Origin of the sequence: Carboxylicivirga mesophila (assembly GCF_018271975.1) — a bacterium.
Lineage (GTDB): Bacteria > Bacteroidota > Bacteroidia > Bacteroidales > Marinilabiliaceae > Carboxylicivirga > Carboxylicivirga mesophila.
Genome location: NZ_JAGUCN010000002.1, coordinates 364,967 through 382,495, shown reverse-complemented (window position 1 = coordinate 382,495; position 17,529 = coordinate 364,967). Strand labels below are relative to the sequence as shown.

Genomic DNA, 17,529 nt, shown 5'->3' with positions numbered 1-17,529 from the left:
GCTGATTACTGGTTTATGTGCCTACAAGGTAATGATTGCTTTCCGTTTTTTACCATCCATGCGCATCACCAAGGGCTTATCAAAACGAATATGTCTGAAATAGGTGGTCTGCTCAATTTCTCTGGCACCTTTCAGCACATCCCACTTGATAAACGATGCGAGCTCGCTCTTTACCACTGAGCAATAGCCCACCTGCATGGTGGTAACATTATGAAAGAAATGCGAACCACAGGAAGCCTCCAAAGGAAAATCATCCAAGTCGGTTTCTACAATCATCTTGGCATTAGATATCTGGGTCCAGTTGACGGGTATGCCAATCCACGGATCGCGCGTGCCCCATCTACCCGGCCCCATTAATATATAATGCCTGTTTTCTTGTTTCATCTTTGCATTTAAGCGCTCAATTTCGCTGGCCATATCCCTTGTTTTGGCCTTGTCAAATCTGGCACTATCTATATAAATGATGTCAGTGATGGTTTTGTTCTTGCCATTACCCATACTTTGCTCCGATTGCAGGATTATTTCATCGGTATTAATGCGCTCCATGTTGATGCTGTAGTTTTGTGCACCACCCAGTAAAGGCTTAATCTGTAAAAGGTAGAAGGTAGCCCGTCCATCCTTGTCTTTTTTCAAATCTACAGCAAACTCTATTTCCACCGGTGCACCCATGGATTCCTTCACCACATCCAGCACTACTTCCAGTGCCCTCGACAAAGGAATATATTTATACTTGAGTATATCGGCAAAGTTTAACACTCGCGGCCCACTGGCATCCAGTCCGGCCTGTATGGTATTATTATCGGGATTATAAACCGAGGCCAGGTGACTGAGCGTCCCATGCATTTCAGCCTCATCAACATCGAGGCGCACCAGTCCTGCCGTCTCCCCCTCCAGCAGGTTCAGATTTTTCTTTCTTAAATCAATGGCATAAAACTCTGTCTGGCTATTCTTCAGCTGGTCTTTGGGCGAGTTATTATCCAGGTCCGGATAAACCGGACAAAAGCGCAAGGCTTTTTCACCATCTACCACATACTTCCCAAAACCAAGGGCCATCACTGCGAAGCCATCCTCAGGATTCATGTGGCCAAATGAGTAATAGTTGTACGATTGAGCAACGCCACTTATATGCGGGTAAAATACATTGTCGTGCGTATGCCCCACTGCTTCCTGTATCACAACGGCCATTTTCTCCTCCTCAATTTTAAAATCGACCGCCTCGGTAAAAGCCCTGGCAGAATCACTAAATACGGAAGCAAACACCAGTTTGATGGCGTTGCACAACTCTTTAAGCCGTTCCTGCTGAGTATCGGCATTATTAGGCAAGAGGTAGGTTTCAAACACACCGGAGAATGGCTGCTTCTGGCTATCTTCCAGCAAGCCGGATGAACGCACCGCAATAGGACCTGTAAATATGGTCAGCAGGCGTTTCAGGCGCTGTACCAGCGATAAAGACAGTTCCCCACCCAGAAAGAGTTTTTTTATCTGGTGATAGTTGAGGTTACGAAAGATGAGTTCTCTGAAACTGTTACGCTCCATAAATAACTCAAACTCATCGGCTCCCACCACTGTTGTGCGTGGTGTACGAATATTAATACCTGGTACATGTGTTTCAAAATCAAAATTAAACAAGAGGGTGTTGATAAAAGACAGGCCCCGCCCCTTACCTCCCAGCGAACCGCCCGAGAGACTGACAATATTGGTGTCGTCAATGGTTTCCACCTCATCAAAATCAATGACCTTGCCCTGGTTCTTTTCCTCGCGGTGCCGCTTAATCACCTCTAACAGATATGAACGTATCTCTTCTGCTCCCTCAAAATCAGTAATACGGTACGGGGCTATCTTACGGGCAATTTTAATTTCGCCACGTGCCATCAGCCATAAAGAGAAGTGATTTTTACGGGCATGGTAGACGATTGATTCAGCCGGCACTTTGCGCATGGTGCGTTCAAACTCCTTCAGATTTCGGGCTACTGCAATGGTGCGACCATTGGCATCTTTATAGGCAAAATTACCAAAGCCCAGATAATGGCTGATAAAGGTTTTGATATCCTGAATCAGGCTTTCGGAATATTTGTTGATAAACACAGTCTTTAACTCATAGGCATCCTGCGAATACTCTATTTTGGATGACTGCAGTATGACTGGCAAATCTTTGATGTGTGACTTAACGTAGTTGACCAGCTCAAAGCCGGCATTGGCATTCAGTTGCCCGTTTTTAGAAAACTCCACATCAGAGATAAGACACAACAGATAATCGCGGTACTTTTCAAATATCTCCTGGGCTTCTTCGTAGGTGCGGGCCAGTAGTATTTTAGGTCGCGCCTTGTGCCTAAGCACAGCATACAGCTCATCCTCTTTAACATCATCTATCAGGCGCTTGGTTTGTTCCAGCACACTGGCATACAGCAGTGGCAAATACTTGGAGTAATAGCGCACCGAGTCCTCTACCAACAGAATAACGCGAGCCAGCCCTATCTCTGTATCATTCTCCACATTCACCTTGTCCTCAAGGTGGTAAACCATGGATGAAAACACCTTAGGATCGCCATTCCACACAAAAATCTCATCGAGCACACCTAACTCGCGCTGGCGAGCTTGAAAATATGGAATATCTCCATCGTTATTGAGCAGCATGAAAATAGGAATGTAGGGATATTCCTTTTTCACCATCTGGCTGAGTGCCATGGGCGACTGTTTTTCAACGCCCACCATCACAATAATAAGGTCGTAGTGCTTTTCGCTGAGTTTGGCCATGGCTTCCTCATAGGTGGTAACCCCTGTAACACGTGGCAATAGCGACAGGTGCAACTGGTAAAACCCACCCATCACCTGCTCGGTGAATCGTCCTTCATTTTCAATGGCATAAGCATCATACAAAGTGGCTACAAGCAGTATTTCCTTGACTTTGAAGGGCATTAAATCGTGGTAAATATCCCGCGCCGCATTGTTACGGTGCATAAAATTCTGTAACAGGTGCTTGCTATTACCGGTTGATTCGGTCACAACATCTGACTCACGACTAACGGTTCTAATCTGGTGTGGATGCCCCACCTTCTCCATCAGGTTGCGAGCCTCCATGCTGTTGAGGTAGCCCACTATCAGATGACTCAGATTCAGTATCAGGTCATTCTCTTCATTCAGAAAGAGCTCTTCCTGTGTTTTGGCCAGTTCTTTCAAATAGTATATCTCAACAGTTCCTTTTTTGCCATTGATGGTTTCAAAGGAGTGGCGCAGCAACCAGGGTGTTTCAACAAAACCAGGACTTAAGTATTCTTGCCCTTCCAGTGTTATGCGGGCTACCGAATAATCGGGGTGCTGCATACCCGCCGGCATGCGGTCAACAATGTGACTTAAGGTATAAGCAATGGGCATTTGAAGTGCAATAATACGAGCCGTTTCATTAATGGTTTGCAGCTCTTTCACCCGCTCTTGCCGCTCAAACTTATCTTTGGCGGCCAGCTGGCTATTCAGAAAATCGGTTATCAGTCGCGACAGGTTGATTAATAAATCACGCTCTTCGGCCAAAAAAGGATCACCATTAAGCGATGGAAATTCCTTGACATAAAACACATCTATGGAACCTGATTGCCCGTCGCTGGTATGTAAGCGTTGTGTTTGCACCCACTCCGATTCCATAAAATGTTCGCTTTTGTACTCGCGCCCGCCATAGCTGATGCGCGCTACTGTGAACTCGGGGTATTGCCAGCCAAGGGGCATAATAAATGCTACTTGCTGCAGCACATCATCTATTGACTTCCCCTCATTGATAATGCGTGTAGTGCGGTTAATGGTTGATAATTCTTTGAGGCGCTCAACCGATTCGGAATGACTACGCTCGGCCACAATGCGGTTAATAAAACCTGTTAGCATACGGGCCAGCTGGTTGAGCAGTGAGCGCTCATCGCGCGAAAACACGCCTTCGTCTTTTGGCGGGTGTTCCTCTATATAAAAGGCATCAATAACGCCTTTCTCGCCATCAATGGTTGAAAAGCGCTCAGTGAGCCCGTTCAAGGTCTCCATAAACCCGCTGGTCGAAAACTCAATCTGCTTATAGCGAATACGCACACATATATCAGGGTAGGTAAAGCCTTTACCCACTATTTCTATCACTTCTTCAATGGTTTCATCAACCGGGTTTTCCTGCTGAATAATTTCCAAAACCTGGTTTAAGATATCGAGCACGCGCTGAGAACCCGTAGCCGGAAGCTTTAATGGATGAGGCATAGATGACATAATAAGGTATCTTAGATGCTATAAGTTACATAAAAAGGATAAGAAGTGCCTGTTTACATATGTCATTCAGCGTAATCAATCATTCACCTTTTTAAACGTCACATCTTTCAGTTGCTCTTTCATCTCCTTGCCAGCCCTGAACTGCACCTTCACCTCCTTAATAGAGCGCCAGCTCACATCCTCAGCTTTAGCTTCGCTGCTGCTGGACAAGCTGAGACTGAAAGTTCCCATATCACCTAACTGCACCGACTGGTTCTCCAATAAAAACTCGGGAATAATATCAGTCAGTTCAACCAGTGTAGCATATATATCGCCTCTCGACAAGGTGCAACGGCGTGAGATGCGTTCGGCCAGTTTTTCCAAACCTATTTTACTTCTTCCGCAGGCATGTGCGAAATAATAGTTCCTGTCTGTGTTGGATAGTCTATTGACTCCTTGCTTAACCACCTTATACTTTACGGCCATTGGTAAGTGTATTTATTAAAAAATAAAGGTAAATAATAATATTTTACCATATACTTTATTCTATTTAGGTATATACTTAAAGATAGGTTTAGTATATACTAAAGTCAATATTCTTCGTTATAAAAATTCATTAACACAAAGGCAATCATCCCAAAACTCACTTTTCAATGGGCATCCATCCTATTAAATATCGCATTAGTGAAAGGCATTGCAATTGGGTAGCTTCTTTTGATTTGGCTATTCAGATTGATTCCAAAATTAAAATACCAATGTTTATACTCCCAAGTAAACGATACCTTCAGCCCCATTACCTCCAGTAAACAAGGATAATCCATTGAATTTTTAAACATTAACCCCAAATAATTATCGCATATGGAAAATATATTTCTTAACTTTTTTTACTGAAAAGAAAGATGATCACAACCCAATCCTGATTTATTGACAGAAGGTATGCTAAAGGGGAGTAGCACCATGCATAACAATAAAAAAGAACATAGCAATTCTATTTTAATAACCCTTTAAATGCAACTACTATGTCACACACTTCATCATTGAACACCTCGGCCTTTATGGCTGAGCTGATGGCGAAGAATCCGGCCGAACCTGAATTTCACCAGGCCGTTCATGAAGTGGTTGAATCCCTCGACCATTTTCTGGATGAAAATCCCAAGTACAAACACGCTCGCATTCTGGAGCGTATTACCGAACCCGAGCGCGTTATTATGTTTCGCGTACCCTGGGTGAACGACAAAGGAGAGATGCGTGTTAACCGCGGTTACCGCATTGAAATGAACAGCGCCATTGGCCCTTACAAAGGCGGCCTGCGCTTTCACCCAACTGTTAACCTGGGTATCCTTAAGTTTTTGGCTTTTGAACAGGTATTTAAAAACAGCCTGACCACCCTGCCCATGGGAGGTGGCAAAGGCGGCAGCGATTTTGACCCTAAGGGCAAATCAGACAATGAGGTGATGCGCTTCTGCCAGAGCTTTATGACTGAATTGTATCGCCATATTGGTCCAAATACCGATGTGCCTGCCGGCGACATTGGCGTGGGAGGCCGCGAGATTGGCTTCTTATACGGACAGTACAAGCGCATTGTTAATGAGTTTACCGGCGTATTAACCGGCAAGGGCCTCAACTGGGGCGGCAGTTTAATTCGTCCGGAAGCCACCGGCTATGGCAATGTATACTTTGCTCAGGAAATGCTCAACACCCTGGGCGAGAGCTTTAACGGCAAAACAGTATTGGTATCTGGTTCAGGTAATGTAGCACAGTTTACCGTTGAGAAAGTAAATGACCTGGGTGGCAAGGTGGTGACACTCTCCGATTCGAGTGGTTACATCTATGATCCGGATGGCATATCGCCGGAAAAACTAAAATACGTGATGTTCCTCAAAAACAATAAGCGGGGACGTATTAAGGAATATGCTGATAAGTATGGTGTTAAGTACATTGAAGGCCAACGGCCCTGGGGCGAAAAAGGTGACATTGCCCTGCCAAGTGCTACCCAAAACGAAATTAACGAAACTGAAGCCATCACACTGGTTGGTAACGGTTGTAAGTGCGTATCGGAAGGCGCTAACATGCCATCAACACCCGAAGCCATAGAAATATTTATTGACAAGGGTATTTTATTTGGACCGGGCAAAGCTGCCAATGCAGGTGGTGTAGCAGTATCGGGGCTAGAAATGGCACAAAACAGCATGCGCCTGAACTGGACCCGTGAAGAAGTGGATAAACGTTTGCAGCTTATCATGCACAGCATCCATAAAACATGCTGCCAGTATGGCACTAAAGATAATGGCTTTATCAACTATGTTGATGGAGCAAACATAGGAGGTTTTGTGAAAGTTGCCGATGCCATGATGGCACAGGGAGCTGTATAGGGAAACCTGCAATCTGTTCAGGTAATTAACACCCGATAAACCAAGGAGGCTTGTCGGGTGTTAATGTACTTGAACAGATTGTCAGATTAAAGACAAAAGATGCAAGATTGAATTAATTAACTTGCCCCACAGCATTACAGTAGATTAATGAATAGTTGCTATGAAATATTTTCCTTTTATCCTTGCCATGATAGTATCCGCCTGTCAAACAAACCAACCGGTTGATACGGCCACTCCGCACGCCTTTTCCTTCAGTATTGAAACCCGGCTTATTGGAACACCCGAAGCAGTGTACGACCAATTAACAGGTGACATCAGTCCCTGGTGGGATCATACCTTCTCTGAGAACCCGCACCAATTATATATAGAAGCAAAACCGGGTGGTGGCTTTTACGAAATCTTTGATGAATCGGGCGATGGCGTGCGCCATGCCGTTGTAACAGCCGCCCACCGTGGTAAACTTTTACGCATGGAAGGACCGCTGGGCTTAGCCGGTCATGCCCTCACGCTGGTAAGCACCTATCACCTGTCTGCCGTTAATGACTCCACCCTGCTGAAGGTAGAAGTGCATGGAGCCGGAGAATTTAAAGAAGAGTGGCCCAAAGTGATTGAAAGCGTGTGGCACCATTTTATGATTGACCGCTTTCAGCCGCATTGGGAGGAGCAACAGTAACAAAATAAAGCCCGAACAGCAGTTGTTGTTCAGGCTTTCACATCCTACACTCAAACCTATTTAGCTTTACTTGTCCTTTTCAATCTTCACAATTGTTTTTTTAATACTTCATCTAGAATCAGGTTGAATTCTTCAACACTCTTTCCTCCAACAGCTTTAGACATTAATTCGCCATTTGATTCAAAAAATAGCATTGTCGGAAAACCTTTAATTTGATGTACTTCCCTAGCTAATTTCTCCAGACTTTTATTTTTAATTGGATCCAATTTTATACAGATCAACTTCTCATTCATTTTCTCTGCAATACCTGTATTAGTATATACAGACATATCCATCATTTTACAAGGAGCACAGCCTTTGGTTGAATAGTTTACAAACACTTGTTTTCCTTCTTGTCTGGCTTGTTCAAAGGCTTGTTCAAAACCTATTTCCAGGAATCTAACGCCTTCTTTGTCTTGTGCAGTACATATTTCCAAACTTAAAAACAACAATACAGCAATCATTAAATATTTCATACGTCTTTAATTTTTATTTCATAATGGTTAAATGTAACTCGTCAATCAGCCATTAACGTTCGTCAAACTTGTCACTTATGGCTCATTACATCTTTCATTTTTATAAATCAATATTCGTCTATAATTATACTTATTCAGGTTATTCTTTCAACTGTTGGTGCGAGTGTGTAACTCTTGCCCGTAATCTAAAAAACAATAAAGAAACCAAGTTTAATATACACCTCGACTTGATATCTAAAGCTATTTGCGCTTACGCATTAACAATACCACTAATATTACCAGAACAGCACCAAAAAGTAATGCCCACCAGTAATCAATTAATATTTTACTATTGGTTTCTTTCTTTTCATGATTCGGTTTAACAACCACAGGTCCATCAGGGGGGGTTGTTTACTGTTTCGAAAATGCGCTTTCCGTTTTCCACTCGACTTCGAATATAAAAATCTTGTCTTCTTATTAATTCTAAAAACCCCTTAAAAGAGCTAAATGAGCCACCTACTCCTTCAGGCTTCCATCTACAAATTTCATAAAGTAATAATGCATCACACTTCCTTACAACCTTCCCCTCTTCTATATAAAAAGAATATGTGCCATGATCGTCTCGATAAAATGGATAATAATAATCACAAGTATCAAGTTTACTCTTATGAACTAAACCTAATTGATTAATATCTAATTGACTTAAGCGCACTGGAAGGTGATAACTACCTCCCCATGCTGGAGAAAAAATATAGTTCTTTTCTGTAATTTCATCGTAAAAATAAATATCTCCTAAAACATACCAGGTTAAATCAATATTTGGATCAGGTTTAGGAACCCAAGTATTATAAAAGTCCTGTAATTCACTTATATCAACATTTAAACTTGAATGCAAGAATTTAATACCTTCATCTGCATTTCTATTAAATGGTGTGGGTACGCTAGTTGCATCATATGCTTTTCTCCAGACTGGTACAAAGCCTTTTTTTTCATGTTCAGCATTACAAATAATATATGGATCATCAAATAATATTATAGAATCAATTCTTATATGTGATAATGAGTCTATTGCATGGTTATATTCTCTGGCATAAGAAATTGAATTGATTATTAAATAAAACAAAAGTGTTATTCTTAAAGTCATTTCTTTTTATTTAAACGTATGTAACAATCTTTTTTCTAATAAACTCTTGCCCGTAATCTAAAAAACAATAAAGAAACCAAGTTTAATATACACCTCGACTTAATATCTAAAGCTATTTGCGCTTACGCATTAACAATACCACTAATATTACCAGAACAGCACCAAAAAGTAATGCCCACCAGTAATCAATTAACATTTTACTATTGGTTTCTTTCTTTTCATCATTCGGTTTAACAACCACAGGCCCATCAGGGGTGTTGTTTACTGTTTCGAAAATGCGCTTATCATTGACGACACGACTGCGTGTGAAAGTGTCTTGCTTTTCGATTAATTCTATAAAACCCTTTAAGGATTTATACATACCTCCTGGTGCATTAATATCCCATTTTAAAACTTCATATAAATAACGTTCTCGACATTTCTTATATTTGTGAGATTCATATTTATAGAAGAAAAATGCACCATGATCATTTTGATAAAATTGAGAGTAAGCATCGCAACTATCAATCTCAGTACTATTTCTAGGCTGTCCTAATTTTGCCGTATCTAACAAACTTAAACATACTGGGTGATTAAAATCTGTCACCCATATTGGTGTTTTGATGTACTTATCATTAGTAACAATATCATGAAAATAAATATCACCTAATATATAAATCACTAGTCCATTACTTGGATGCCAATTTGAATAATGCTTTTGAAGAGCAGATTTTGTAACTTCTAAACTTGAATGCAAATAAGGTATTGCTCCTTCAACGTTACGATTAAAGTAAGTTGGAATTGTAATTGCACAAAAAGCTTCCAACCATACAGGTGAATAACTGTAATCTTCGATGACTCCATTTGTAATAATATAAGGATCATCGTATAAAAATATTGAATCTATAGATATATGAGGTATTGACTCAATTGGTAAATTACGTGATTGGCAATAACTCCATTTCAGTATTACTAAGAAAAGTATAACGGTGAACTTAAATTTCATAATCAATTATTAAATGTGTATATCAACTCTTTTGGTAATGGATTTGAGCCACCTTCAATTAATTTAACAGTCTCGTTAAACAAACTACATTGTATATCATCCAGAAACTTACCTTCTACTCTTATTTCAGCATTAACAGAACTATAAGTTATCTTTGGCGTATTATATATACCATCAGCTTCTACAGTAAACCAACCACTAAATATCTCATCTTTTTATTTTAAAAGTTATATTTCGTTTTAAATCACATATTACTTAATTAGCTCTTTCAATCGACTCACCGGAATAATCTCCTTGATGGTGCTTTGATAGATTTTCCCTTCCTGGTCGTAGTAGATGTTTTGGGTGCCGGCCACAACGCCAACTACATTACCACAATCGTCCATAATGGGTGCCCCGCTTGAGCCTTTAGCAAATTCGGCAGATATGGATTGCCGAATCTTGGTGGTACCCGGTTTGATGTATTTGCGATCGATGTGTCCTTGCGTGTAGGTATAAAAGCGGTGCTCGGGGTGCGATATCAGGTGAATGGGCTCTCCCACAGGTTGCTCCTGCCCCATGCATAAAGGCGATAATTGTTGACCTTGGGTGTCTATCTTAAAAACAGCCAGGTCATCGTGCTTACTGGCAGCCAGCACCTCTGTTACAGGATAGATATTTTGCTCCATATCCATGGCAAAAAAGGTGATGTACTCATTAGGCCTTGAAGGATCGTAAGACTTAAACACATGGTAATTGGTAACGCAAACACCATCAGCCGAAATAACAAAGGCAGAAGCCGTACTGATGTGATCTTCGGGGCAATGACCGCATTTATACATCTTTCCCATTTTCAATACTCCCTTTCGAAATCGTTTATAAAAGGCAGCGCCCTGATATGGCTGACGGGCAGCTGGTAAACCAGATACTTCGCAAGATTTATTAGTAAGTTGTTGCTTATAGGTATCTGCATCTACACCTCCATGCTCATTATAATAAGCTGATGCCTGCTGTTCAAAATTCTTCAGCCTGTCGGCATCGTTGATGGCTGCTTCCGGTTCAGATGGTGGTGAGGTCTCCTGCGTATCAATACCATTTTGTCTCGATTCACAGGCACTGGCAGCCAGTAACAAGCTTACACCCACCAATGTATATTTGGTAATTTTATAAATACTCATCTATCATTTTTTTTAGTTGTGGATTGGATGGACGCGGCGCGTTAACACTTACTATTTTACCTGCCTTATCAAATAACATAAACCGTGGCACCCCGTTAATTTCATAATCATATATGATGTCAGACTCAAAAGCATAATCGGCTAATAACTGAATCCCTTTCATGTCATGATCTTTAGTGAATTTTTCCCACTTGGCTTTGTCTTTTCGTTTGTCGATAGACACGCCTATAAAAACAACATTCGGATTATCACGATAGTGCTCTATGAGCTTCTCCAGGTGCGGTATTTCTGCTTTGCAGGGTGCACACCAAGTGGCCCATACATCTACCAACACAACTTTGCCTTTATAGTCAGACAAAGCATGCATTTTTCCTTCTGAATCGGGATAGGCAAAATCAAAGGCTTCGGCCCCTCTGGCGAACTTCATTATTTTAGATTGGTAAGCTTTCAACTCGTTTCTCTGTACATCAGTTACCAATAAATTTCCATATTCAGCAATTAGTTTATCAAAGTAGCTTCCTGAGATTTTACGCTGGATAATATGGTCTGTCAGGTATCGACCTTTTAGCGTATCATTATCAAATACACTGATGCTATAGCTCAAATAGTCATCCACCTTAAGCATTTGCCAATAAGCCTTAAAAGAAGGAAACAGACTTGCAGCCATGGCACCATCCTTAATCTTTAATATATCTGCTGATGTCAGCTTTCGATTATAAATCTCCTGCATAATCGTGTTCTGTTTAAGCAGCTCTTTCACCTCGGGCTGAACCATTGAGAAGTTGCGTATCCAGAACATATCAAAATCTGCTTGTGCCACCAGCTTCATCAGGAGGTTTAAAGTCTGGTCTTTTGATTTCAAGGATGCAATAAAGTCGACTAACGCATTGTGATGCTTTGCTAGTATACTCTCAACATGCTCCAACTCACGCGCTTTTGTCCAGGCGCCATCTAAAGCCTCATCTTTGAGCATCTCCCAGTTTTGCTGATAAGTAAAAGCTTCCTGATTAGGCAATGAAGCAGAAACGATTGTTTGGTTCTCAATGGTCAGTTTGGCATGCTGTCCTGCTTTCAGATACAGATTATCAAACACCGATTTAGGATTTTCTGAAGCCCCCAGGTAATAGAAGCCTGATGGTGCATCGGCAATGGAAAATGAAAAGATACTATCAGCTTCCAGTTGCTGACTATCATATAGTTTTAATGTACCCTCCTGCACAACAAACAGGGCTACTTCGCTTCCTTTATAAGCATTCAGCTTTCCATTAATTCTTATCTGTGCCTGGATATTGATAATGCCCAAAAGAACACTCAGTAGAACTAATCCTCTTTTTAAATACATAAACGACAGGTTAATCCATCGCCTATCAGGACATAGACGATGGCTAGATTTATTTTATAAATACTGTTTTAGGAATTCGTTGATTTTATCATCCGATGGACGTGGCGCATCGATGGTTACTATCTTTCCATCCTTATCAAATAGCATAAAACGAGGAATAGCATTGATTCCATAAGCTTTCGCCACATCTGAATCAAAGGCTTTGTCGGCCATCAACTGAACGCCCTTCAGTTCATTTTCCTTTACAAAGTCCATCCACTTCTGCTTATCCTTTGGCTTATCCACTGAAATACTTAAAAACTCAACCGGCTGGCCATGAAATTGCTTCTCCAACTCTTTCAGGGCTGGTATCTGTGCTTTACAAGGTCCGCACCATGTAGCCCACACATCAACATACACCAGCTTACCTTTGTAGTCGGTTAGCTTATGCTCTTTTCCATTCACATCCTTTCCGGCAAAATCAAATGCTTCAGCCCCTTTCTCAAATTGACGGATACCCATTTCAAAGGTTTTTAACTCTTCTGATAGGTAGGTATTTTGCATATATGGCTCCACTTGCTCTCTAAAGCTGAGATATTCTGAGTCGTAGCTACGAAACTTATTAAGAAGGCTGATGGCAAAATAGCCTTTCAACAAATCATTCTGAATCAAATTCAAACAAACCAAATCCCACTCGTCACGAGCTGGCTTCTCGGGCATCGACATAACTGCATACATGGTATATAATCTCAGGTAATCAGCGCCATTGGCCAGCTCTAGCAGTTGTTCATCTTTCGGTGCTCCCTCATTCAATATGAAATCATAATACTCAGGATAATCTTTTCTTTCAGGATGCTTGATACGGGGCGTGTAAATAAATTGTAAAGCTGACAGCTGCATATCTGTATTAACCATCAGTGCCATCAAGTCGTCAAAATGCTTATCACCCGTATTTATTGTGGCTTTAAACGCATCTGCTGCATTAACAAACTCAGGTAACACAGGGAAAAAGTTGGTGTAATCCAGCACATTGTATGAAAAGCCATGCGAATAAGAAAAAACAGTATCTACCTTGGCATTCCATTGGGCCAGGCAATCATTTTGTGAGCTGTTGGAAGCCATTAGCTCATAGGTGCCATCGCTGATCTTCACATCCAGCTCAACACCATTTTCAAGATAAACGCGCTTCAGATTATGATCTTGTTTTACGGTTTTGAGGGCTTGGTCCCACACCACATTCAGTACATATAATCCGGGTTCCTGAATGGCATAAGCAAATCCAAAACGGCCGTCGTTACCCAATGTGGTAACTGCCACTTTATTGGTTTTGCCATGCTCCACCTTGCATAAATGGATTTCCCGTCCTTCTTTTTCGCCAGTAAACTGGCCTTTTATAATTGCAAATTCTGTGTTTTTAGTGGCACATGAGGTTAGCATTAGAGCCAACAAAGCCACAGCTGTGATGAATTTCATACAGTTACGTTTTAAAATTTAGCTATGTGAAAAGAGCTGATAGCAGACTGCTATCAGCTCATCTAATTATTTTTTAACCTCCAAGTCGATAATTTTACCACACACATGCTCATGTTTGGTATCGATGGTGCCATCCAGGTTGACAAAATAAACAGATCCATTATTAGTTCCTGAATTGTCATAAGTTCCAACAACAAACTTATCATCGTACTTCGACCAACCTTCTTGTATGTAATCCAGGTATAAATACGAAATCATTTGTCCTTCAGGCAATTCAACTATTAAAGCAGGAGCATCTTCCGGTGCATCATAGTTGTATCGATAGATTTTATTCTCTGATGAAAAGTAGAAATAGCGCTCGGAGTAAGAGTTAACAAACTTTGTTTCAGCATTAATTAAAGCAGGAGCCGGAAATACATTGGTGCGTGCCAATGTATAGGCATTGGACCAGGTCGAGAAATCCAGTTTCGCGTGCAATACCATTTCATTAACCGTACCATCGTTATCGGTATAAATAAAATGGGTGTTAACACCACCCTGATACATATGGCCTCCTGGTTCGGGTGCCATAAAATGACACGTTCCGGGTAACTGCACTGTTTCTCCCCCAATTTCAACTTTATTAATGGCACCCCATGAGCCAAGTGCATAGAGGTCACCTTCATCAGTTGTATGCAAATAAGCCAGTGCCATACCCATTTCATCTACATAATCACAATTTTCTTCTACTGCAGGTACATCAATCCCGATGTAAGGCTTATAGTCGCCAAAAGCCATACCCCCAGTAAAATAGTACTTCCCATTAACAATGGTGAAAATATCTCTATCTGGCTGACTACAGACATTTACAACCATTGGTTCTGATCCGACGTTTTCCTCATGGAAACATTTAACAGCCGGCCATTTATAATCCATATTATCAAAATTCATGACAGCACCATAATCGGGTCCGTCACTTGTGAAAATAACCAGGTCATTATAAATTCCACTTCTAATGCTTTCCATACAATAGGGTTTGCCCACCAATGGCATGCCCGTTAATGTTTGATAGAGGTTTTCAATGGTCTTACCATTATCACGTATCAGAAACATTTCACTGTTCATATCCTTCTCACACAGGAAGAAATACCCATACTGATAGGCATTTTGTACACGTAACTCAAAATTGGTAGTATAAGTAACACCGGTAGTTGTATTATTAACCTTAAACTGACCAAATAAATCTTTGTAAGGAATCGTATGATCGGCGACAAACTCCAGGTTTTTCTCTTGCGAGATAATTATTTCATAATTAACTCTTTCACCCAATTCATCATCATATTCCCAATGACTCAGACTCCACTCATACTCATAAGCATCATCATCGCCCAGTTTGTAACTTATTTCAGGATTGATCAGCAACACATCCTCAAACTTGGTAATGCTATAAAACTCTTCAATACCGGTAATTTCCTCTACCTCATTCAAATCGATATAATCGTAGTTGCCCTCATCTTTTAAACAGCCTCCCAGGACCATTAGCACAAGAGCCAGCAATAATATATATGTTTTCATGTTATCTGCTTTTAATTATCTATTTTCAAAATACAGGCGGTTGCCATCTTCATCGTAGGTTGGGTTCTCTTCGAACCATTTTCGCGTTTGTTTAATGTACACATCTCCAGCTGCGTATGGATCCGGATACCAGTTAGGTGCATCAACACCAGCAATCTCAATGTACTTTTTACACTTTTTCCAATGATAGGGACCAGCGTAGTAATGTAGATAATTTCTCTCCCAAAATGGCGGAGGTACAAGCAAGTTATCTGTTATATTAATAATGAAATATTGTTCATCCAGGATACCTTGTTTAAAATCATCACCAGGTATTAAATGTAGCATTAAGCGATAGGTATTCTCGCGCAAGCTTTCGTCTCTTTTCAGCTGTAGCTCAAAATCAACCTCTGTAGTATTGGCAGGGAAAGCGTATTGTTCTTTAAGGGTTTCGTAATGCACACCTTGTTCTGCTGTAGTTTCGTCGGCCACCTCGCCAATTTTGTAATATCGCTCTGTAGGCGATGCTTGTCCCATCAACTTTAAGTTAACTTTCACAACAGCAGAAGTAGCATCATCTGGAAAAAACATATAATTGACATAAAGGCTATCAGCAACCTTAAAATTTAGTGCATTATAGTTGGTATCATACAGCATTGGCTCATTCTCTTCACAAGACAAAATGACCAAAGCAAAGCTTAAGGCTAATATGTATTTATAGAATTTCATTTTTCTCATTATTTAATTGGTTACACGACCTCCAAACTGTACTTCATCAGCTGGCAACGGCAAGGTATACCTGGCATCATCCATTGCCATGTTGCTGCCGTCAGCTCCTATTATAATTGACATATTCATTCGCTTATAGTAGAAAAACAATTGTCCTTCGCCATAAAACTCACGTTCGTATTCTTTCGATAATTCAGTCATAAAAGTAGCCTCATCAATGGCCTCATCAAGTAGGGATGTTCGTCTCTCGGTCTTCATCTGATTTAAAATCTGAATACCTTCAGGCAAACTGTTTTTAGCCTTGCATTCAGCAAGAATCAAATACATTTCTGATAATTTAACGAGCGGCAATACCGGGTCTTGATAATACTGTGCCTGCTCCTCTTCTTTAGGGCGATTGAATTTTTTCATAAAGCGCTTATCGCCATCCATGGTTGATACTACTTCAAACCAGTTCTTAAAGCGGATGTCATCTCCCTCGTACCAAGTGGCGCTGCGATCAGAACAAATTAACTCGTTTGGTTGCGTACCGTCAACATGAACAAAATAATTACGTGAAGTTTCTCCAACGCGCGTATCGTAAAGCCCCATCATCAATTCGGGATAAAACACATAATCTTTGTCACCTAAAATAGCACTAGGGTTGATCCACTGGAAACGCTCCGATGCTATGACTTCATCAGCATATATGGCTGCGTTTGTATAGTCTTGCTGATATAAATAGACACGAGCCAAAAGACCAGCTACCGCATAATAATTTAAGCGATTCTCGCGGTAAGTACCCGCGGCTTCTGTAAGGTTTTTAACTTCATCATCTTTCAATAGCTCGTATGCTTCCTTTAAATCTTTCACCACAAAACTCAGTGCTTCGCTGGTTGCGGATTGCTCAGTTACTTCAATCTTAAACTCATCAACGTAAGGAATTCCGATAAACTCCGGGTTACTTAAGAAGGGTGCGTTAAACAAACGTAAAAGATCGAAATGTAGCATAGCTCTTATAGCTAAGGATTCACCTAAAATGTAATTGCGGTTATTGCTTCCGAATTTTGATGCGTCATCAGCCTTTAAATGCTCAATAATGTTATTACAATTAGCAATTGTATTGTAGGCTTTATTCCAGATACCAGCTATCGCACCTTCCCCAAATTCTGTTTCGTAATTATGAAACACCAAATCAATATAATTATGACCTGTTGGAATAAAATAGTTTTGAGCCAGCACGTCCATAAAGCTCATAGTTAACTTATCGCCATACAAATTAGCATCGCCAAGCATTAAATAAACACCATTTAATGCATCAAAATAACCTTCTTCCGATTGAAATAATTCAATCTGATCTACCTCTGATTTTGGCTGCACATCCATCCAATCTTCGCATGAAGGCAAAACAAGAATCAGGGCTGCAAAAACTATTAATATTTTATTTTTCATGTTCG

The 17,529-nt window shown here is 40.7% G+C and carries 13 protein-coding genes; 2 read left to right on the top strand and 11 right to left on the bottom strand.

The genetic code is table 11. The annotated features are described in order from the left end of the window. Positions 1-21: 21 nt before the first annotated feature. Both KEM09_RS03545 and KEM09_RS03540 read right to left on the bottom strand, forming a co-directional pair. A complete protein-coding gene (locus KEM09_RS03545; RefSeq protein ID WP_212225621.1) occupies positions 22-4,224 on the bottom strand; it encodes a PEP/pyruvate-binding domain-containing protein in 4,203 nt (1,400 codons plus the stop codon). 84 nt (positions 4,225-4,308) lie between these two features. Then, on the bottom strand, positions 4,309-4,698 hold the full coding sequence (locus KEM09_RS03540; protein ID WP_212225619.1) for an HU family DNA-binding protein: 390 nt from the start codon (positions 4,696-4,698) through the stop codon (positions 4,309-4,311). 533 nt (positions 4,699-5,231) lie between these two features. Between KEM09_RS03540 and gdhA the strand changes: the two genes are divergently transcribed. Then, complete coding sequence (gene gdhA / locus KEM09_RS03535) at positions 5,232-6,584, top strand: NADP-specific glutamate dehydrogenase (RefSeq protein ID WP_212225617.1); 1,353 nt, start codon at positions 5,232-5,234, stop codon at positions 6,582-6,584. A gap of 160 nt (positions 6,585-6,744) precedes the next feature. Next, positions 6,745-7,257 carry a hypothetical protein gene (locus KEM09_RS03530; protein WP_212225615.1) on the top strand — a complete coding sequence of 171 codons (513 nt, stop codon included), beginning with the start codon at positions 6,745-6,747 and terminating at the stop codon, positions 7,255-7,257. A gap of 86 nt (positions 7,258-7,343) precedes the next feature. Here KEM09_RS03530 and KEM09_RS03525 read toward each other — a convergent pair whose 3' ends face one another. From KEM09_RS03525 to KEM09_RS03485, 9 genes are all read right to left on the bottom strand, one after another. Beyond that, on the bottom strand, positions 7,344-7,772 hold the full coding sequence (locus tag KEM09_RS03525) for a thioredoxin family protein (protein WP_212225613.1): 429 nt from the start codon (positions 7,770-7,772) through the stop codon (positions 7,344-7,346). A gap of 376 nt (positions 7,773-8,148) precedes the next feature. Next, entirely contained in the window at positions 8,149-8,895 is a 747-nt protein-coding gene (locus tag KEM09_RS03520) for a hypothetical protein (RefSeq protein ID WP_212225611.1), read from the bottom strand. Positions 8,896-9,007: 112 nt separating this feature from the next. Further along, positions 9,008-9,880 carry a hypothetical protein gene (locus tag KEM09_RS03515; protein ID WP_212225606.1) on the bottom strand — a complete coding sequence of 291 codons (873 nt, stop codon included), beginning with the start codon at positions 9,878-9,880 and terminating at the stop codon, positions 9,008-9,010. Between the two features lie 251 nt (positions 9,881-10,131). Further along, complete coding sequence (locus KEM09_RS03510; protein ID WP_212225605.1) at positions 10,132-11,037, bottom strand: S1 family peptidase; 906 nt, start codon at positions 11,035-11,037, stop codon at positions 10,132-10,134. Next, positions 11,024-12,379 (bottom strand): TlpA family protein disulfide reductase, encoded by a 1,356-nt coding sequence (locus KEM09_RS03505; protein WP_212225604.1) that lies wholly within the window; start codon positions 12,377-12,379, stop codon positions 11,024-11,026. Before KEM09_RS03505 ends, KEM09_RS03510 begins: the two co-directional genes overlap by 14 nt. Positions 12,380-12,433: 54 nt before the next feature. Further along, complete coding sequence (locus KEM09_RS03500; protein ID WP_212225595.1) at positions 12,434-13,831, bottom strand: TlpA family protein disulfide reductase; 1,398 nt, start codon at positions 13,829-13,831, stop codon at positions 12,434-12,436. A gap of 66 nt (positions 13,832-13,897) precedes the next feature. Then, the gene (locus KEM09_RS03495; protein WP_212225593.1) at positions 13,898-15,385 is read right to left on the bottom strand and encodes a PKD-like family lipoprotein; all 1,488 of its coding nucleotides are present in this window, start codon (positions 15,383-15,385) and stop codon (positions 13,898-13,900) included. A 15-nt stretch (positions 15,386-15,400) separates the two neighbouring features. Next, complete coding sequence (locus tag KEM09_RS03490) at positions 15,401-16,093, bottom strand: DUF4843 domain-containing protein (RefSeq protein ID WP_212225591.1); 693 nt, start codon at positions 16,091-16,093, stop codon at positions 15,401-15,403. A gap of 12 nt (positions 16,094-16,105) precedes the next feature. Next, on the bottom strand, positions 16,106-17,524 hold the full coding sequence (locus KEM09_RS03485) for a RagB/SusD family nutrient uptake outer membrane protein (protein ID WP_212225589.1): 1,419 nt from the start codon (positions 17,522-17,524) through the stop codon (positions 16,106-16,108). Between the last annotated feature and the right edge of the window lie 5 nt (positions 17,525-17,529).